Here is a 19,062-nt window from a genome sequence, read left to right as displayed (position 1 = left end):
CGCCGCCATGGGCCATCATGGCCTGCGTGGCCGACGACGACACCCCCAGCCCCCGCACGGCGCCCGAGCGCGAGACCCCCGACGGCGTGGCCGGGATCGTCCCCGCCCAGGTGCGCGAGCACCTGCTGCGCGGCACCCGCAGCGTCCTGGTCGACGAAGGCGCGCTGGAGGCGGTGCGCCGCCGCTTCGACGACGAGCAGGCCGGCGCGCTGGGCCGCTACCTGGCCTCGGCGCAGTCGCCCAACACCTTGCGCGCCTACCGTTCCGACTGGATCGCCTTCACCGCGTGGTGCCTGGCCGAAGGCCGCCGCTCCCTGCCCGCCGACCCCGTCGACGTGGCCGTCTACCTCGCCGCCGCCGCCGACACCGTCCGCCCCGACGACCCCGCGCGCTGGGCGCTGGCCCCCTCCACTCTGGAGCGCAAGGCGGCCGCGATCGCCGCAGTCCACGGAGCCCAGGGGCTGGCCGCCCCCACCCGCAGCGACGTCGTGCGCATGACCCTGCGCGGCATCCGGCGCCGCCGCCGGGCGGCCCCGCGCCGCAAGCGCCCCCTGCTGCTGCCCACGCTGGAGGCGCTGCTGGCCGAACTGCCCGATCCGGCCGATCCCGTCGGCGGCATCGCGCGCCGCCGCGACGCCCTGCTGCTGCTCACCGGATTCGCCGGAGCCCTGCGCCGCAGCGAACTGGCCGCCCTGACCTTCGACGACGTCGCCCTGGACGCCGACCACCGCACCGGCGACCCGATGCTCATCCTGCGCCTGGGCGCCACCAAGACCGACCAGGACGCCCGCACCGAGCAGCAGGTCGCCCTGCCGCGCGGGCGCCGACCCGCCACGTGCCCCGTCTGCGCCTTCGCCGACTGGGCCGACCTGCTCCAGGCCCGCCGCGACGGCGGCGCCCCGGCGGTGGCCCAGGCACTGGCCGCCGCCCCCGCGACCGCCACCCGCGCCCACCGCTGCCACACCTACACCGGCACCGACCTGGCCGACGGCACCGCCCGCCCGCTGTTTCCGCCCGTGGACCGCCACGGCCGCATCGGCCACCGAGCGGTGTCCGGCCGCGCGGTCGCCGACCTCGTCAAGCGCTACACCCGCCGCGCCGGACTCGACGCCGCGGCCTTCTCCGGCCACTCCCTGCGCGCGGGCTTTGCCACCCAGGCCGCGATGGGCGGCGCCAGCGACCGCGAGATCATGCGCCAGGGCCGGTGGAGCAACGCCCGCACCGTCCACGGCTACATCCGCACCGCCAGCCCTCTCGAAGACAACGCGGTGACCCGTTTGGGCCTGTGATCAACCTGAGTCCGTTATATGTCAAGATGCGTGCGTGATCGATGAGTTTCGCGCGGCGTTCCAGGAGCTGATCGACGCCTCCGTCGCCACCGACCCCGGACGCTTCCCGCCGGCGGTGCAACGGGTCTACCGGCTGGCGTCGCAGGTGCCGCCCGCCGAGCGCGAGCTGGCCCTGGAGGCGCTGGGCCCCTTCCTCGGCGGCGGCCACACCGCCCCCGGGATCACCGCCGACCTCGCCGTGGTCGCCGGCGCCCTGGTCGAGATGGGCGCCGCACCCGGACCGGCCGGAGCCGAGGTCGTGCGCCTGCTGCGCGGCATCGGCCAGGGCGCGGCCGTCTTCCTGCACGCCTGGGAGCAGACCGGCGGCGGACGCCCGCCCGAGCCCGACGACGTCACCGCCGCCGAAGAGGAGCGCGTGGCCGCCCGCCTGGGCGAGACCGCCCCCACCGCCACGGTGTGCTGGTGGACCGTGCGCCGCTACGGCGTCGCCGCCAAGACCATGCTCAGCCAGGCCGAGGTGCGCAGCACCGTGCGCGCCGACGCAGAGCTGCGCGCCGAACTCGTCGCGGTCGCCAACCAGCTCAGCGGCGCCCTGGCGGAGTTCGCGGAGATCCGCGCCCTGCTGCGCATGGCCGAGGCCACCTCCGCCCTGGTGCTGGACCGCGCCTCCGGGCGCGGCTTCCGCGTCCTCTTCGACGGCATCGGCGACAACTTCCAGCTGCACACCCTGCTCGCCGACGCGCTCATCGGCCCCGAAGGCCGCGGCCTGCCCGGCCGCCGCCCCGACCCGCGCTGGACGGCCGCCTTCCGCGACGCACCGCCCGACCCCGCCGCCCGGGTCGTGGAGGGCTGGTGGAACCTCGTCGCCCTCGACGGCTCGTGGGTGTGGAACGAGGGCGTGCCCGCCGACATCCCCACCGTCGACGGCGAGCACGTGCTGGTCCTGGAGGAGCAGCCCTACCCGCGCTCGTGGAACGCCGGCCGGCGCCATCCGATGGTGCGCGGCTGGCTGGAGGTCGAGGAGGAGATCGCCGCGGAGGAGGCCGACGCCTGGTGGGGCCGCGCCGCACCGGCCGCCGCCCGCACTCCCGCCGAAGCCGACCCGGCGGCGCCCGGCGTTGCTGAACCGCCGCAGGAGCCCGTCCCCGCCCCGGCGCCCGACACGGCCTCGGGCCGGGATCCCACCGGTGCCCCGGCCCGGCCCGCCCCGACCGGCGGCGACGGCGGCCCCGACGCCGCAGGCGAGGGGACGGGTGAGTTCTCCGAGGGCGGCGGCGCGCATACGGCAGGCCCCGCCCCGGGTCGCCCCGGTGATCCGGCGGGTGCCGGGCCCGCAGCCCCGCCGGCCGCCTGGCCGCGGGCCGACGGCGGGGGAGCGGCCCTGCGCAGCGACGGCGGCGGACAAGGCGCGGCGGCCGAGCGGCCCGAGGAGGTCCGGCCCGGCATCGGCGAAGGAGACTCCTACCCGGCGCGGCCCTACACCGCCTCCTCGGTCTCGGCCCGCGCCGCTGGCGCGGGGGCGCCGAGCGCGGCCGGCGACGCCGCCGGCACCGGCGATGCGGACGGCCGCGGCGGCGCAGAGCACCGGCCCGGCTCCGAGGCGGCCGCCGGATCACCCGCGGCCCCCCTCTCGGGCGGGGAGGCCGACGCGGCACCGGTGCGCCCCGACCAGGAGGACGGCGCCGCCGAGCCGGCCCCCGCGCCCTTCGGCGAGTCGCCCAGCGGCGGATCGCAAGGCGCGCCGGGGCCGCCGGGCGGGTCGGGCGGCCACGGGGACGGCGCCCCCGCCCGGCCGGTCCCCGATGGGCTCCCCGGCGGAGCGGCGCCGGTGCCGATACCGGACCGCACACCCCCGGCCGAACCGGAGCCCGGCGCGCCCGCAGACCCGGCGACCCGGCACGAGGAGCCGGAGCGCCTCGCGGAGCACAGCGGCGAGCACGCCGAGGAGCACCGCGACGCCGGCGGGGAGGGCCGGGACAGCGGAGACAGCGGGGACCGCGGCGGTGGCGAGGGCTCCGGCGCCGACAGCGACGACGCCGACAGCGGTGAGGCCGCCCCGTCTCCGGGCGCGCCCCTGCTGCCTCCGCTGCCGCCGGGCGTCTCCAACAGCGCCGGGTGGGGCCCCACCTGGCTCTGAGCCGGGAGGACCGGCGCGCCGGAGGCGGCGGTGGGCGCAATCCCCGGATACCCCGCGGGGCGGGGCCGCCCGCGGCTGCGGCACCGGGGCCGTGCTGCGCGCGGCGCCCTGCGCGGTTCGCCGGGGGAGCCGTGCAGGCGGTGGCGGACCTCTGCGCGGCGCGATTGCGCCGCCGCCCGACCGCGGGCGGGCGCGGTCGCCGCAGGCGGGCCGGCCGGGCTGCAGCGGTCTGCCGGGAACGGGGAGCCGGCAGCCTCGTGCGGCTCAGGCCCGGGCCGCGCGCCGCGGCTCGGCGCCCCCGTCCTCGTAGTCCTCGTCGTAGAGGCCGTCGAAGTACTCCTCCTCGGTCACGCCCTGGGGAGCCTCCTTGCCCACCCACCGGGTGGGCACCAGCATCGGAACGAACAGCACCAGCGCCAGCGGCAGGTAGGCCCCGATCGACAGCAGCGTCAGCGCGCCCTCCACGCCGGGCAGGCCGGGCACCCGCTCCACCAGCGCGGGCCGCAGCAGCTCCACGGCCGTGGCCCCCGCCAGCGTCAGCCCCGCGATTCCCGGCAGCAGCGGGGTCAGCCCCGGCGGCACCAGGACCAGTGCCATCAGCAGCGCCACGACGGACGCGGCGCCCAGGGTCACCACGCCGCCGGTGGTGAGGATCGACCGGCCGGTCTCTTCGAGGTCGGCGAAGCGGGGCAGCACCCATCCGGTGCCGAGCATGAGCACGGGCGCGAGCACCAGTCCGACGATGAATCCCACGAAATGTCGCACGAGTCTTCTCCTAGGTGTGTAGGGGCGGCGAGCGGACACGGCGGCACGGCCACCGGGTTTCGGTGGGCCGCCGACGCCTCCGCGGGCGGGTGCCCGCGCGTGCGGCGCCGCCCGACGCGACTCCACGGGGAGTTGAGCATGCACCATAGCGACATTCGACGCTAACTGGACATAGTCGGCACGATGCGTGGCCGTCCGCACCGTCACCGCACCACCCCGCACCGTGGCAAGACGCAGTTGAGGACGCCCGAAAATCCCGTCGATCGGCAAACGAAACCCGGGCAAACTCACCCTGCGTGACAGCGCCCGCGCCGCTCCGAGGCGTCCCCGGTGGCGCGCTCGGCACCGACAGCGGCCCCTCAGACACCCGGGCGGCGACAGCCGCACCCGGCTCCACCAGGACCTAGGCTGGAGCCGTGAGCAACACAGATCCCGCAGGCGCCGCCGAGCCCGATCCCGACGTCGTCGAACTCGCCACCCGCGTCTTCGATCTCGCCCGCCGCGGCGAGACCGACCTGCTCGCCGCCTACCTCGACGCCGGCGTCCCCGTGAACCTCACCAACGACAAGGGCGACACCCTGGTGATGCTCGCCTCCTACCACGGCCACGCCCGCACCACCGCCCTGCTGTGCGAGCGCGGCGCCGAGGTCGACCGGCTCAACGACCGCGGGCAGTCGCCCCTGGCCGGAGCGGTCTTCAAAGGCGAGGACGAGGTCGTCGACGTCCTGGTCGGACACGGCGCCGACCCCGCCGCCGGCACGCCCTCGGCCCTGGAAGCGGCCCGGATGTTCGACAAGCCGCACTACCTGCGCAAGTTCTCCGCCGACGGGTCCTGACTCCGGGCCGCACCACCGCGGCGCCCCCGTGCGAGGCGCCGCGCCCCCGACCGCCGAGGACGTGCGGCAGCGCATCGAGGCTCAGCACGCGGCGATGCGATCATCGGGGATCGCCCTTCTCGCAGTGCAGGGCCGGGCCGAAGACGACTTCATCGGCTACAGCGGTTCGACCCGCCGGGCAGACCGGCGCCGAGGAACCTGAGATCGCCTGGGAACTCCGCCAGCGGGATACGGACACGGCTATGCCACCGCGGCCGCCGCAGCGGTGCTCGGCGCCACGGCGGCATGCGGATTCGGCCGGTGGTGGGCGACGGTTGGCATCTGGAACACCGCCTCCCAGCGAGTGCTCGGCAAACCGGGCTTCCGCCGCCACGGCCTCACCCGCGACGAGTACGGCGAGCCGGCCCGGTTGACACGCACCATCACACACCCGTGCCGACCGAACCGGGGGCATCCTGGTCAGGCTCGCCTCCAACGCCGCAAGGCCGCCGCGGCAGGCGCCGACCCGGCGGCGGGGGAGAGGAGGGGGCTCAGGCGCCCAGCACCGGGCGGCCGTGCTCCAGGTAACAGGTGCGGCCCGTGTCCGCTGCGGCCACCGCGGCGCTGATACGGCGGTGCACCCCTTCGCTCAGCAGGGCTCCCAGATCCTGCGGCGGGGCCAGCACGGCGTCGCTGAGCTCCTCGGCCGGCAGCCGCACCCGCGCGAAGTCGGCCTCGGCCAGCGCGCCCGCGAAGACGAACACGGTCGCCGGCCGCCCGTCGGGGTGCAGGTGGGGCGGCAGCCAGTCCACGCACACCAGCCCCGCCAGCGCCGGGACCAGCCCCAGTTCCTCGGCGCACTCGCGCCGGCAGGCCTCCAGCGGCGACTCGCCCTGCTCGATCACCCCGCCGGGCAGCGACCAGCCGGGCTTGTAGGTGGGCTTGACCAGCAGCAGCCGGCCGTCGCCGCTACGCAGCAGCGCGGCCGCGGCCCCCCGCGTGCGGGGCAGCCCGTCGAAGAACGCGAACTCCGAGTCGGCCTGCACACCGCCAGCCTACGAGCGCGCCCGCCGCCGCCGTCCTCCGGGGTGCCCGCGCCGACGCCGACCCCGCGGCCGCACCGGCGGCGGTGGGGCGCTCACTGCCGGCCGGGGCCGTCCTCCTCCGCGCCGGTCCCGGCACCGGGCGCGGCGGAGGAGCCCAGCGGCACCCGGCTCACCGGGCGGCGCCCCCAACGCCGGCGCAGCTCATAGGCCACCAGCGACACCGCCACCGCCGCCAGCGTCGCCAGCAGCGGCAGCCGCTGATCGGGCAGCAGCGCCATCGCGCCCAGCACGGCCACCAGCCCCATCAGCGCCGCCCAGCTCAGATACGGAAAACCCCACATCCGAAACCGCAGCGCCGCGGGGTCCTCCCGGCGCAGCCGCCGTCCCAGCACCAGCTGGGAGACCACGATCGTCACGAACAGCACCACCAGGATCGCCCCGATGGAGGCCACCAGGAACGCGAACACCGTCTCGGGCCACAGGTAGTTGCCGACCACCGAGGCATAGCCCACCACCGTGCCCAGCAGGATCGCCCGCCGGGGCACGCCGCGCCGCCCCACCGCCGACAGCGCGCGCGGCGCGTCGCCCTGGCGCGTGAGCACGTGCAGCATCCGCGAGGAGGTGTACAGGGCCGCGTTCAGCACGCTCAGCACCGCGACGAAGACCACCACCTCCATCACCAGCGGCGCCGCGGGCACCCCCACCCGCTCCATCACCGCCACGAACGGGCTGCGCAGCAGCTCGGCGGTGTCCCACGGCAGCACCGCGACCACCACCAGGATCGAGGCCACATAGAACAGCCCGATGCGCCAGAGCACGTTGGTCGTGGCCCGCGCGACCCCCCGCTCGGGCTCGTCGCTCTCCCCGGCCGCGATCGTCACGATCTCCACACCGCCGAAGGAGAACAGCACGACCACCGTCGCCGCCAGCACCGCGCCCCACCCCTCGGGCGCGAAGCCGCCGTGGACCCACAGGTTCTCCACCGTCGGACCGCCCGCCCCCGGCCACAGGCCCAGCGCGAACAGCCCGCCCAGCACCAGGAACACCACGATCGTGGCGACCTTGACCAGCGAGAACAGCGTCTCGGTCTCGCCGAACATGCGCACCGAGACCAGGTTGGCCCCGGTCATCACCAGCAGCAGCCCCAGCGCCAGCAGCCACCCCGGAAGCGGCACCCACGACCCCAGGATCGCCGCGCCCGCCACCGACTCCGCCGCCACCAGCACCGAATACATCCACCAGTACAGCCAGCCGATGCAGAACCCGGCGCGCGGGCCCAGCGCCATGCGGGCGTAGTCGGAGAACGACCCGGCCGAGGGCCGGGCCACCACCATCTCGCCCAGCGCGCGCAGCGTCAGCAGCACCAGCAGGCCCGCCAGCGCATAGGACAGCACCGCGGCCGGACCGGCGGTGCTGATCACCGCCCCCGAGCCGATGAACAGCCCGGCGCCCACCGCCCCGCCGATGGCGATCATCGCCATGTGCCGCCGCCGCAGCGAGTGCGCCAGCTCCGCGGTGCCGAAAGAGGTCGTGGTAGAAGTGCGGTCCCAGGTCACGGGCATCGAGGGTATCGGCTGTGGCGCCGTGCTCACCCACGGCCACCCTGCGCACCGCGCCCGCCGCCTCCCCCCGCCGGGGGAGGCGCCCGTCCCGCGCCGCGTGCGATCATCGCCTCGTGCTGCTCATCCGGCCGCTGCGACCACTCCTGCAGGCCGCCACCTACACCCGCTGGGTCCACCTGATCCTGGGCGGCGTGGTCTTCACGCCCTACCTGATGGCCACCGCCGTGCTCAGCTCGCTGGTCATCGCCGGCACCGCCGCCACCGACGCCCCCGGCCCCGCCCTGCTGGTGGGCCTGGTCCCGGCCCTGCTGCTGGTGGGGGCAAGCGCCTGGCTGCCCGGCGTGCGCACCACCGAGGCCCACCTGGTGCGCGCCCTGGTCACCGGCGCGCTGAGCGCCGAAGAGGTCGCCGAGGCCGCCACCGCCCGCACCCGCCTGCGCACCGCCCTGTGGCTCGTGCTGCACCTGCTGCTGGGCTTCCTCGCATGCCTGGCCACCATGGTCGGGCTGACCCAGGCCGCGGTACTGGCCGCCACCGCCCTGGCCCCCGACCCCCGCATGCTCCTGGAGGGCTTCCTCAACCCCTTCGGTCCCGGCCCGCTCACCCCCGCCCAGCGCATCGCCGCCCCATTCGCCGGCGCCGCCGTCCTGCTGGCGGTGGTCTATGCCATGGCCGCCCTCGGCGCGCTCATGTCCTCCCTGGCGCCGCTGCTGCTGGGCCCCTCGGCCGCCGAACGGCTGGCCGCGGCCCAGCAGCGAGCCGAGACCCTGGCCGAACGCAACCGGCTCGCCCGCGAACTGCACGACTCCATCGGCCACGCCCTCTCGGCGGTCAGCCTGCAGGCCGGCACCGCCGCCCGCGTCATCGACACCGACCCCGCCTTCGCCCGCTCGGCGCTGGAGGCCATCGCCGAGCAGGCCCGCACCGCCACCGCCGAACTCGACCACGTGCTGGGCCTGCTGCGCGAGGAGCGGCCCACCACCGCCCCCCAGCGCGACCTGTCGCACCTGGAGGCGCTGCTGGAGGCCACCCGCGCCATCGGAGCCCGGGTCACCGCCCGCGTCGAGGGCGACCCCGCCGCCGTGCCCGGCGTCGTCTCCCGCGAGACCTACCGCATCTGCCAGGAAGGGCTCACCAACGTGCTGCGCCACGCCGGCCCCGTGCCCGTCGACCTGCACCTGCGCGCGGGCCCCGACAGCCTGGAGGTCGAGATCGCCAACCCCCTGCCCGACCCACCCTCCGGCCGCGCCCGCGGCGCCCGCTCGGGCGGACGCGGGCTGGGGGGCATGCGCGAGCGGCTGCGCCTGCTCGGCGGCACCCTGCAGGCCGGAGCCGAGGACGGGCAGTGGCGGCTGCGCGCCGCCGTCTCCTGGAAGGACGCACCGTGATCACCGTGGCGCTCGTCGACGACGAGGAACTCATCCGCGCGGGCCTGCGCGCCCTCATCGACGCCGAAGAGGACCTGTCGGTGGTCGCCGAAGAGGCCGACGGCACCGGCGTGGTGGACATGGTCCGCCGCCACCGCCCCGACGTCGTGCTCATGGACGTGCGCATGCCGCGCCTGGACGGCATCGAGGCCACGCGGGCGCTGGAGCGCTCCCTGGACCGGGGGCCGGCCGTGATGGTGCTGACCACCTTCGAGAACGACGACTACGTCTACGGGGCGCTGCGCGCCGGCGCCCGCGGGTTCCTGCTCAAACGCAGCCGGCCCGAGCAGATCCTGGACGCGCTGCGGCTGGTGGTGCGCGGCGACTCCCTGCTGTTTCCCGGCGCCATCCGCCGCCTGGCCGCGGCGGCGGGCGCGGCCGACACCCCCGCGGCGCGGGCCGTGGCCGCGCTGACCGACCGGGAGGCCGCCACGCTGCGGCTGGTCGCGCGGGGGATGTCCAACGCCGAGATCGCCGCGGAGCTGTTCGTGGGCGTGGAGACGGTCAAGACCCATGTCTCCTCGGTCCTGGCCAAGCTGTCGGTGCGCGACCGCACCCAGGCGGTGGTGGCCGCCTACGACTCCGGTCTGATCCGCCCCGGCCAGGGCGCCGCATCCGGCTGATCCGCGCCGCGGCGGCCCCGGGTCGGCGGCCGTGGGAATAGCGGGCCGAACCGTGTCGTTGGGCCGGGTGCAGGTCGATGCGGTAATAAGTGTCCCCCGGGCCTCACCCATCGCCTTCGCGGAATACCGCGTTTCGGGGCTTGGACCCCGGACGGCCACGGAGCCGCGTTGTGCCACGCGCCGAGAGGCGACCACCGCGTCGGCCTGCAGACGAAGACGGCCCCCGGCGGGCATGACCCGCCGGGGGCCGTTCTCATGCCGGGCGCGGGTCCGCACCCCGATTTACGAATCTACTTCGTAAAGACGGGGGTGTTCAGAACCTCACCTTCCTATCTACACCTGCTGCGCACCGGGCCGCCCCTCTTCGATCACACACGTCGCCAGGTCCCGGACCGGCGCGCCCCGCCGGCTCACGTAGTCCACGATGCGGTAGTCCGTCCGCCACTGGTCGCGCGAGACCTGGTTGCGCACATAGCCCCGGCGGCGGTTGATGAGCTTGATGTGCGGGTTCTGCTCCAGCTGCACCAGGTCGCCGGGCCGCTGGTCCTCGCCGTCGCCGCCGCTGGTGATCGAGGTACCCACCAGTTCGGTGGCGACCGTGGCCGAATCCGGGTCGTCGAAGTCGGCCTTGACGTCGCACAGGTAGTTCGCGTGGACGTCGCCGGTGATCACCACCGGGTTGGAGGGACCCGAGGCCAGCTGGTCGCGGATGCGGTCGCGCTCGTAGCGGTAGCCGTCCCAGCCGTCGTTGGTGAAGTTGGACTCCGGGGGAGCCAGGAACTGGCGCTGGGAGAAGAACACCTGCTGAGCCAGCACGTTCCAGCGCGCGGTCGGCCCGTGCAGCCCCTCCAGCAGCCACTCGCGCTGCCGAGCGCCCAGCAGCGTGCGCCCCGGGTCGGCGTGGCCGGCGTCACCGACCTGGTCGCTGCGGTACTGGCGGGTGTCGAGCAGGTGGACGTCGACCAGATCGCCGAAGGTCAGCCGGCGGAACAGCTGCATGGCGGCCCCCCGCGGCCGCTGGGCGCGGCGCAGCGGCATGTGCTCGTAGTAGACCTGGAACGCGCGGGCGCGCCGCCGCAGGAAGACCTCCGGATCCTGATCGGGCTCGTCGTCGGCCTCGGAGATGTCGTCGGCCCAGTTGTTCTCGACCTCGTGGTCGTCGAAGACCACCGCCCAGGGGAAGGCGGCGTGGGCGGCCTGCAGATCCTCGTCGGTCTTGTGCTGGGCGTGGCGGACGCGGTAGTCGGCGAGAGAGAACACCTCGCGGGCGGGCAGGTGCCCGCGGCCCAGCTCGCCCTGGGCACCGCCCTCGTAGATGTAGTCGCCCAGAAAGCACACCAGGTCCAGATCCTCCTGGGCCATGTGGGCGTGGGCGGTGTAGTAGCCGGAGGGGAAGTTCTGGCAGCTGGCGAACGCGAAGGCGAAGCGGTCCAGCCGGTCCCCGGGCCGCGGCGCGGTCTTGGTGCGCCCCACCGGAGAGAACTCCCGCCCCACGCGGAAGCGGTAGAAGTACTCCGCACCCGGCCGCAGCCCGTGCACCTCGACGTGCACCGAGTGGCCCTCCTCGGGCCGGGCGAACTCGGCTCCGGCCGCCACGACGCGGCGGAACCGCTCATCGGCGGCCACCTGCCAGCGCACCCGCACGCGGCGGTCGGGCATGCCGCCGTGCCCGTCCTCGGCCAGGGGCTCGGGCGCCAGCCGCGTCCACAGCACGAACCCGTCGGGCAGCGGGTCGCCCGAGGCCACCCCGAGGGTGAAGGGGTCGGTGATCCTTCGGCCGCGGCCCGCGCCGGGCTCGGCCCAGGCCGGGGAGGCGCCCAGGGTCCCCGCGCCCAGCGCGGCGGCGCCGAGCGTGGCGGTGCCCGCCGCCAGCGCACGGCGCCGGGTGGGGGTCCGGGCGGCGGGGGAGGGGAGCGGCCCGGCCGCGGGGGCGGCGGGCGGGGTTTCGGGGCCGGGGGATTGGGGGGATCGGGGGACGTCGGACATGCACGGTCTCCTCAGTCGCTCGACATCCGCCCTCCAGGGGGGAAGGGGCGGGTGGACCGTGCTCTATGACGACATAAGAGGCATTAAGCCCCAACCACCGCACGATGAACGTTGCGGACGGCCCAAGCGGCCGCGGTGACACACCAGGTCAACCGCCCCAGGCCGCGGACGGGACCCGCGCGCGGGCGGAGAGAACCCATGCCGCCACGACGCCGGGGCAGCAAGGATTCACACGGTGATGCGCACGCTCAGCACCGACCCCGCGGGAGCGCACTCCACCGACTCCAGATCCGCGACCACCACATCGGCGTCCAGCTCGGCCGCCGGAGCCGTCGTGGTCACCGCCACGGTGCGGGCCCCGGCCGCCCGCGCCGAGGCCAGCCCCGCCGGCGCGTCCTCGAACACCACGCAGCCGGCCGGATCGGCGCCCAGGCGGCGGGCGGCCAGCAGATACGGCTCGGGATCGGGCTTGCCCGCACGCACGTCGTCAGCGGTGATCAGCATCGGCGGGTCGATGCCCACCGCCTTGACCCGCGCCTCGGCCAGCGGACGCGTGCACGAGGTGACGATGGCCCAGGACTCGTCCGGCAGCGACGCCAGCAGCTCGCGCGTGCCCGGCAGCACCCGCAGACTGGGCGCCCGGTCGATCTCCAACTGCTCCAGGCGGTCGGTGGCGGCGGCGACCTCCTCTGCGGGCAGCAACCGGGCCGCGATCTGGCGCGCGGGGATGCCGTGGCCGATCACCTCGGCGAACCGCGCGCGGTCGATACCGTACTCCTCGACCCACTGGGCCCAGCATTCCTCGATGGCGGGGCCGGAGTCGACGAGTGTGCCGTCCATGTCGAACAGGAGCGCCTGCGCACTGATCATCACGTCGGCGAGTCTAGGCAGGGCCCACCCCCGGCGGGGGCGATGAGCGGTGTGGCCCCGGCCACGCCCCGCACACCAGCAGAGCGGATCAAGAGGCGGGGTCCTGGCGGGTGGGATCCTCCAGCATCGGTGTCGTGCCCGGATGCCGGGGCGCGGCGTTGGGCGGCCGCAGCGAGGCCACGTCGGCGGCGTCGGCGATGACGCGGGTGAAGTTGTCCGGCTGGTCGAGGCTGACCAGGTGGCCGGCGCGCGGAAGGTTGAGCAGGCGGCCGTCGGCGCAGGCGTCGAGGAAGCGCTTCTCGTGGATGCGGAAGTGGTCGCGGGAGCCGTTGATGAGCCATACGGGCCCGGGATAGGCGCGCAGCGAAGCGAGCACGTCCATGTCGGCGACCTGGTCGATGACGGCGCGGGCGGCCTCCATCGCCAGGCCCCCGTCCAGGGCGGCCTGGGCGCCGTCGCCCAGGGTGAGGCGGTGGAAGCGCTCGTTGACGGCCTGGCCCTTGTCGGGGAGGCGGTCGAGCAGCACGGTGGGGATCCGGTAGACCTGCGCGAGCGTCTGGGCGGGGCGCGCGGTGCACCCGGCGGCGACGAGCCCGGCGGTCTTGTGGGGACAGGCCGCGGCGGTGGCGATGGAGACGAACCCGCCCAGGCTCAGCCCCACGACCAGGGCGCGGCCGCCGAGGCTGTCGATGGCGTCGGTGACGGCCTCGATGGCGCCGTCGAGAGTGAAGTCCTCGCCGCGGCGGCTGCCGTGCCCGGGCAGGTCGCAGGCGATGGCGCGGCGGCCCTGCCCGGTGAGCCGGTCGACTTGGGGGCGCCACATGCTCGCTGAGAAGCGCAGGCCGTGGACCAGGACGATCGGCAGGCTCATGGGCGGCCTTTCAGGTGTGTGCGGCGCGCGGGGGAGTGCGCGGCGGGGTCGGTTGCGAGGTGTGCGGTCATGGTGCGTAGGTGACGGTGACGGGCGCGTGGTCCGACCAGCGCTGGTCGTAGGCGGGGGCGCGCTCGACGCGGGCGTCCTTGGCGCGGTGGGCGAGGTCGGGTGTGGCCAGGTGGTAGTCGATGCGCCAGCCGGCGTCGTTGTCGAAGGCGCGGCCGCGGTAGGACCACCAGGTGTAGGGGCCGTCCTGGTCGGGGTGGAGGGCGCGGACGACGTCGCGGCAGCCGGTGCGGGCGAGCAGCGTGGTGAACCAGTCGCGTTCGTGGTCGAGGAAGCCGGAGTGCGTGCGGTTGTTGCGCCAGTTCTTGAGGTCGGCGGTGTGGTGGGCGATGTTGAGGTCGCCGCAGACGAGGAGGTGGCGGCCGCGCGCGGTGGTGTCGTGGGCGCGGCGGGCGAGGTAGGGCAGGAAGGCGTCCATGAAGCGGTGCTTGGCGTCTTGGCGGGGGGTGCCGGCGTCGCCGGAGGGCAGGTAGAGGCTGGCGACGGTGAGGTCTCCGATGTCGGCTTCGAGGTAGCGGCCGGCGGTGTCGAATTCGGGGGCGCCGAAGCCGATGCGGTGGGCCTGGGGCGGCGTCCGGGTGTAGAGGGCCACGCCGTTGCGTCCGGGTTCGTCTGCGGGGGCGAGCAGCAGGTGGTAGCGGGGGTGGTGGGTGAGGGCGTCGGGGAGCTGGTCGGGGCGGGCCCGGGTCTCCTGCAGGCAGACGATGTCGGCGTCGCTGGAGTCGAGCCAGGCGAGGAAGCCCTTGCGTGCTGCTGCGCGCAGCCCGTTGACGTTGACGGTGGAGATCGTCGTGGACACGTGGGCAAGCGTAGTCAATCGGCCGGGCGGGGGCGGCGGGGGTTCAGCCGGTGGGCGCTGAGGGCGTCTCGGTGAGGTCGCGCAGGGCGGTGTAGGTGCGGTTGGAGCGTGCGGCGTCGCGCTGGGCGGCGGCGGTGGTGTCGATGTAGGTCTGGGAGGAGGTGATGGCGGCGTGGCCGAGGAGGTGCATGATCTCGGTGACCGAGGCGCCGTCTTCGGCGAGGCGGGTGGCGAAGGTGTGGCGCAGGGCGTGGACGAGCGTGCCGCGGGCGACGCGGTCGTTGACCCCGGCGTGCTTGTAGCACTGGCGGACGAGGTATTGGAGGCCGCCGCGGCGCAGGGCGTTGTTGCGGTTGTCGACGAGCAGGGGGTCGCCGCCGGCGGGGGTGCGGCCGAAGCGGGCCGCGCGGCTGGCGAGGTAGTCGTCGATGAGGGCTTCCAGCGGGGGCTCGATGGGCAGGGAGCGTGTCGTGTCGCCTTTGCCGTGGACGCGGATGCGGCGTTCCCCGGGGCGTCCGCCGAGGGAGTCGATGGTCAGGTCGAGCATTTCGGCCGAGCGCAGCCCGGTCAGCAGGGCGAGGGCCAGGACGGCGAAGTCGCGCTGGGGCCAGGGGTCGCGGGCGCGGCGGCAGCCGGCGGCGAGGGCGGCGAGGAGTTTCTCGGGGGTGTCTTCGCCGATGAGGGGCTTGGGGCGGTGCGGTTTGGTGCGGGGGCGGGGGACGGCGGGCATGGGGTTGCCGTCGGTGAGGTTGTGGGCGACCAGGAAGCCGAAGAAGCCGTTCCAGGTCGACCAGGCGCGGGTGACGCTGGTGGGGGCGCGGTCTGCGGCGAAGGCGGCGAAGGCGTGGCGCAGGAGGGTGGGGGTGAGGTCGGCGAGGTGGAGCCGCTCGGGTCGGCAGCGCTCGGCGCGGGCGAGGTGGTCGAGGAGGGTGTGCAGGTCGCGGCGGTAGGCGGCGATGGTGTGGGGTGAGGGCTTCTGGGGCTGGCGGGCGGTGAGGTATTCGTCGATGGCGTCGGCGACGCGCATGGTGGTGCGGGCGGCGGGTCGGGTGTCGTCTGCGGTCATGGTTGAAGGATTGCCGATGTCGCGGGCGTGCACACGTGGGATGGTCGGGTGTGGCGGGGTTCAGGTGAGGTCGAGGCCGCCGTCGACGGTGGGGACCTGGCCGGTGATCCAGGCGGCTGCGGGGTCGGCGAGGCGTGTGAGGCATGCGGCGAGGGGCGGCGACGGCCGGTGGGGGTCCGCGTCGCGTGGATCGGTTCGGGTGAGCGCAGGCGGAGGTGGGCTCAGCCCGCGCCCATCGGTGCGGGTGCCCGCCGGTGGCCCAGGAGACGAAGGGCGGCGACGGCCGGCGGGGGTTCGGGCTGTGCGGTCACCGGTTGCTGGAGGCGGATGGCGGGTCGCCCGACGGGGCGGCGACGGCGGCGGGTGGCTCGGCCCGCGAGGATCGGTTCGGGTGGGCGCCGGTGACGCGCGACGGGGGCGGCGACGGCGGTGAGGGTCCGGGTCGGCGATCACCGGTTGCCGATAGCGGATGGTTGATCACCCGACGAGGCGGCGACGGCGGCGGTGGGCTCAGCCCGCGCCCATCGGTGCGGGTGCCCGCCGGTGGCCCACGCGACGAGGGGCGGCGGCGGGGGTCCGGGCCGGCGGCCACCGGCCGAGGTCGGCGCATGGCCGATCATCCGACGAAGCGGCGACGACCGCGCAGGGCTCAGGCCCCGGGGATCGGTCCCGGTGGGCGCCGGTGGCGGTGGGCGACGGGGGCGGCGCGCCGGGGGGTGTTCCGGTGGGCCTCGGCGCCTGCGCACCCCCACCCGAAACCCCGAATGCCCGATTTAATTTAGCTCGCTCTGGCCCCGGTCGCGTCGAGGGTGTCCGTGACGCCGCTTTCGGCGCCGAGCGTGGCCCCACCGACACCCTCGACGCGGGAACCGGACACGGAACCCCGACATTCGGCGCCTTCGGGGCGGCGATGGGGTGACGAGACGCGCCGCGCGATCGCCCGGGCGGGCTCCGGCCGCGCGGAGGACCGTCGGCGGCGTCGATTTCTCCCGTGATGTCCGGTATGCGGGGGCGCTGGAGCGGCCCGCGCGGCCGGGATCGGCGATGATCATGGCGTTTGGACCGGGGGTCCGCGCCCGAAGCGATCCAAACGCGCACCTCGTGGCGCCCGGCCGCCGCCACCTCCCACCGCATCCGGGCATTGCGGGCAAACCACCCCGGTTTCCTTCCGCATCCCGGAAGATCCGGGGTTGGGGTGCGCCGCGCAGCCTCACCGCGCGCCATCGGCGGGCATCGTCGCCCGAACGCGAGGCGATATGCCCGGAACAGCCCGCCCGAGCCGTGTGTCAGAAGGGCGGGGGCGCCGCTTTCCAGGAACCCACCGGGCACCCCCCGGGGCGGCCACCACCGAGGCTGCGGCAATGGGTGCGCCCCGCGAAGCGCGGTCACAGCTTGCCGCCGAGCGCACGCTGCACCCGTCAGACGGAGCCGCACCACCGGTGGCGGACCTCCGGCGCAAACATGGACCGTGCGCTCGGCGGCAAGCTGGCGCACCGCGCTTCGCGCATCACAGCCCCATTGCCGCAACCTCCTGTGGTGACCGACTCCTTGAACACGACGAAGGCGGCCCCACCACCGCCCGTCGCTGCCCCCGTCACCTGCCGCACCGGCGGGCACCCGAACCGATGGGCGCGGGCGCAACCACCGCCAGCCGTCGCCGCCCTCGTCGCATCCCGTACCGGCGGGCACCGGCACCGATCGGCGCAGGTACGAGCCTTGCGCTGCCCTCGCCGCCTCCGTCGGCTGTCTCCCTCGGGCGACCGGTCATCCGCTCCCGGCAACCGATGACCGCCCAGACCGCCCACACCGACCGTCGCCGCGTCGGGCGACCGGTCATCAGCCCCGGGCCGGAGGGATGATCGGAACGGCACCGGCGCTAAACGGCATCGACACTAGGGAATCCGCTTGGCCGCCCAGGAGGAGACGATGTGCAGGGGCCACTCCAGCGGACCTCGGCCCACGGTCAGCCGCCAGGCCGAGGCTCCGGCCAAGCATCCGATCAAAAGCGTCAGCGCCAGGTAGTCGGTGGCCCATTGCAGAACCGTGCCCTGCCACAGGTCGTTCTCGGCGACCCAGATGAGCAGGACGTGGCCGACGTAGACGGTCAGCGCCAGGGCGCCCACGGCCGCCAGGGGATAGCCGATCCAGCGCAGAGCGCGTTCGGCCAGCAGGCACAGGCCCAGCACGGTGATGGCCACTCCGCCGGCTCCGGCGATCTCCAGCGGGGTGCCGCTGTGGGGGAGAGCGGTCAGCAGCCAGACCCAGTCGTTGACCGGGACCGTTCCGCTGAAACCGTGCTCCAGCGCCTGGGCGGTGCTGCTGTAGCCGCCGTGGTCGGCCATGGCCTCGGCGCTGTAGGTAGCTTCGAGGCGCTGCCGGCCGCCCATGAGGTTCATCGCGATCCAGGACAGCCCGTAGCCGAGAGCGGCCAGGGCGGCGCCGGCGGCCGTCAACCAGGCGCGCACGCGCATCGAAGTGAGGTCGAGGCGGCCGATGGCCAGACCCGCCAGCACGAACGGCAGCCAGGTCGCAGCGGGGTAGGAGCCGGTCAGCAGCAGGTCGACGAGGCCGCTGCCGGAGAGGGCGACGAGGGGGTCGTAGGCGTTGATCAGCGCGACGGGGCGAGTGAGGGCGCCGTCGTCGATCATGCCGCGCAGCCAGAACGAGGCCACCGGGCCGGCGGCGGCGAGGGCGGCGGCGGTACCGGCCACGACCTTCCAGCGCTCGTCGATGAAGGGCACCGCGAGAACGAAGAAGGCGGCGTAGTAGGCGAGGATCACCGAGACGGGGGTGTCCAGCATCGTCAGCCCCACACCGACAGGCAGCATGATCAGGCCGCGGATGACGACCCGCCACAGCGCCACGCCCATGGCGCGGCCGGGGGCGGGCGCGGATCCGCCGGAGAGCAGCGCGATGGACACTCCGGCCAGGAGCGCGAACAGGGCGGCGGAGCGCCCGGAGACCAGGTCGGTGAGGGGGTTGGTGCCGTTGCCCAGGCTCCATCCCAGTCCGACGTGGACGACGAACATGCCCAGGACGGCCAGGCCGCGGGCGACGTCGACGCCGACCAGGCGGTTGCGGCGCGCCGGCGGGGCCGGTGCGGCGGTGCGCTCGGTGGCGGTGGCCGGGCGCGGCGCGGAGTCGTCGCGGGCCTCGCCCTGCGGGGACGTGCTGGTGCTGTTGGACACCCTTTGAGGATCGCCTGAGCTGGAGCGGATTGCAGGTGTTTGCGGGCGCGGTGACCGGTTGTGGCCGATAGCGGGGTCGGGGCGTGTCGCGGTCAACGCGGGCGGGGGAGTAGGCGTCGCCGGGTCGGGGGCACGGCCGTGTCGGGGAGGGGCCGGCGCGTGCGGGGGTGTGGCGGGCCCTGTGGCGTCGCTTCGCGGGGTGCGGGAGTTGCGGTGCCGGGGCTGGCGGGGTGCAGCGGTGCGGGGACTCCGCCGAACTCTGCGTCAGCCGGAACCCGCCGGAACCGACGAATGATGCATAACGTATTTTATGCATGAAAATTACTCATATCGGGCGCAGAGGGGATCGGTGTGCCGGTACCGGGAGCGCCCGCGGCCGGCCTGTGCGAGGCCGCCTGCGGCGTCCGGACGCATCGGGATGGATCGGCAGGCCGCACCGCCGGCACATCCGGCTTCCAAGGCCGCGTACATCGGCCCGGCAGTGCGTCGGGCATCCGCGCGGACCTTCCTGCCGCGCGCCTGCGCGATTGGCGACATATGGCGCCGTAT

At 75.0% G+C, this 19,062-nt stretch carries 15 protein-coding genes; 6 read left to right on the top strand and 9 right to left on the bottom strand.

Going from position 1 to position 19,062, the window contains the following annotated elements:
* Positions 1–26 precede the first annotated feature (26 nt).
* Positions 27–1,289 carry a site-specific integrase gene (locus tag FZ103_RS05525; RefSeq protein ID WP_394350078.1) on the top strand — a complete coding sequence of 421 codons (1,263 nt, stop codon included), beginning with the start codon at positions 27–29 and terminating at the stop codon, positions 1,287–1,289.
* Between the two features lie 34 nt (positions 1,290–1,323).
* The gene (locus FZ103_RS25980) at positions 1,324–3,426 is read left to right on the top strand and encodes a hypothetical protein (protein WP_343233393.1); all 2,103 of its coding nucleotides are present in this window, start codon (positions 1,324–1,326) and stop codon (positions 3,424–3,426) included.
* A 264-nt stretch (positions 3,427–3,690) separates the two neighbouring features.
* Here FZ103_RS25980 and FZ103_RS05515 read toward each other — a convergent pair whose 3' ends face one another.
* Positions 3,691–4,191, bottom strand: a complete 501-nt coding sequence (locus FZ103_RS05515; protein ID WP_186355854.1) for a hypothetical protein — start codon at positions 4,189–4,191, stop codon at positions 3,691–3,693.
* Positions 4,192–4,607: 416 nt separating this feature from the next.
* Between FZ103_RS05515 and FZ103_RS05510 the strand changes: the two genes are divergently transcribed.
* Together FZ103_RS05510 and FZ103_RS26160 are read left to right on the top strand one after the other, a co-directional pair.
* Complete coding sequence (locus FZ103_RS05510) at positions 4,608–5,027, top strand: ankyrin repeat domain-containing protein (protein WP_186355853.1); 420 nt, start codon at positions 4,608–4,610, stop codon at positions 5,025–5,027.
* 208 nt (positions 5,028–5,235) lie between these two features.
* Entirely contained in the window at positions 5,236–5,634 is a 399-nt protein-coding gene (locus FZ103_RS26160) for a GNAT family N-acetyltransferase (protein WP_394350079.1), read from the top strand.
* On the opposite strand, the gene FZ103_RS05505 is transcribed toward FZ103_RS26160, so the two are convergent.
* Both FZ103_RS05505 and FZ103_RS05500 read right to left on the bottom strand, forming a co-directional pair.
* Positions 5,558–6,052 carry an NUDIX hydrolase gene (locus FZ103_RS05505; RefSeq protein WP_186355852.1) on the bottom strand — a complete coding sequence of 165 codons (495 nt, stop codon included), beginning with the start codon at positions 6,050–6,052 and terminating at the stop codon, positions 5,558–5,560. The two genes, FZ103_RS26160 and FZ103_RS05505, sit on opposite strands and share 77 nt — an antisense overlap.
* A gap of 92 nt (positions 6,053–6,144) precedes the next feature.
* Positions 6,145–7,533 (bottom strand): amino acid permease, encoded by a 1,389-nt coding sequence (locus FZ103_RS05500; protein WP_155999448.1) that lies wholly within the window; start codon positions 7,531–7,533, stop codon positions 6,145–6,147.
* Positions 7,534–7,727: 194 nt separating this feature from the next.
* On the opposite strand from FZ103_RS05500, the gene FZ103_RS05495 reads away from it, so the two are divergent.
* Both FZ103_RS05495 and FZ103_RS05490 read left to right on the top strand, forming a co-directional pair.
* Entirely contained in the window at positions 7,728–9,002 is a 1,275-nt protein-coding gene (locus FZ103_RS05495) for a histidine kinase (RefSeq protein WP_343233392.1), read from the top strand.
* Positions 8,999–9,664, top strand: coding sequence for a response regulator transcription factor (locus FZ103_RS05490; RefSeq protein WP_186355851.1), 666 nt, complete (start codon positions 8,999–9,001; stop codon positions 9,662–9,664). Before FZ103_RS05495 ends, FZ103_RS05490 begins: the two co-directional genes overlap by 4 nt.
* A 333-nt stretch (positions 9,665–9,997) precedes the next feature.
* Here the strand turns inward: FZ103_RS05490 and FZ103_RS05485 are convergent, their stop codons facing one another.
* The 6 genes from FZ103_RS05485 to FZ103_RS05460 form a co-directional block, all read right to left on the bottom strand.
* Positions 9,998–11,650, bottom strand: coding sequence for an alkaline phosphatase (locus tag FZ103_RS05485; protein WP_155999343.1), 1,653 nt, complete (start codon positions 11,648–11,650; stop codon positions 9,998–10,000).
* A 228-nt stretch (positions 11,651–11,878) separates the two neighbouring features.
* A complete protein-coding gene (locus tag FZ103_RS05480) occupies positions 11,879–12,520 on the bottom strand; it encodes an HAD-IA family hydrolase (RefSeq protein ID WP_155999445.1) in 642 nt (213 codons plus the stop codon).
* An 88-nt stretch (positions 12,521–12,608) separates the two neighbouring features.
* Positions 12,609–13,391 (bottom strand): alpha/beta fold hydrolase, encoded by a 783-nt coding sequence (locus FZ103_RS05475; RefSeq protein WP_155999342.1) that lies wholly within the window; start codon positions 13,389–13,391, stop codon positions 12,609–12,611.
* Between the two features lie 67 nt (positions 13,392–13,458).
* Entirely contained in the window at positions 13,459–14,259 is an 801-nt protein-coding gene (locus FZ103_RS05470; RefSeq protein ID WP_343233391.1) for an exodeoxyribonuclease III, read from the bottom strand.
* Positions 14,260–14,302: 43 nt separating this feature from the next.
* Positions 14,303–15,325: a tyrosine-type recombinase/integrase gene (locus FZ103_RS05465; protein WP_255429773.1), complete on the bottom strand. Its 1,023-nt coding sequence runs from the start codon at positions 15,323–15,325 to the stop codon at positions 14,303–14,305.
* 1,892 nt (positions 15,326–17,217) lie between these two features.
* Positions 17,218–18,513 (bottom strand): hypothetical protein, encoded by a 1,296-nt coding sequence (locus FZ103_RS05460; RefSeq protein ID WP_343233390.1) that lies wholly within the window; start codon positions 18,511–18,513, stop codon positions 17,218–17,220.
* Between the last annotated feature and the right edge of the window lie 549 nt (positions 18,514–19,062).

Origin of the sequence: Streptomonospora sp. PA3, from assembly GCF_009728995.1 — a bacterium.
Lineage (GTDB): Bacteria > Actinomycetota > Actinomycetes > Streptosporangiales > Streptosporangiaceae > Streptomonospora.
This window is presented reverse-complemented; position numbering and strand designations above follow the sequence as displayed.

Coding starts and splice junctions, on each gene's coding strand:
- FZ103_RS05500 (WP_155999448.1), bottom strand. CDS start 7,533: ATGGCGATGATCGCCATCGGCGGGGCGGTGGGCGCCGGGCTGTTCATC.
- FZ103_RS05485 (WP_155999343.1), bottom strand. CDS start 11,650: ATGTCCGACGTCCCCCGATCCCCCCAATCCCCCGGCCCCGAAACCCCG.
- FZ103_RS05480 (WP_155999445.1), bottom strand. CDS start 12,520: ATGATCAGTGCGCAGGCGCTCCTGTTCGACATGGACGGCACACTCGTC.
- FZ103_RS05475 (WP_155999342.1), bottom strand. CDS start 13,391: ATGAGCCTGCCGATCGTCCTGGTCCACGGCCTGCGCTTCTCAGCGAGC.
- FZ103_RS05465 (WP_255429773.1), bottom strand. CDS start 15,325: ATGACCGCAGACGACACCCGACCCGCCGCCCGCACCACCATGCGCGTC.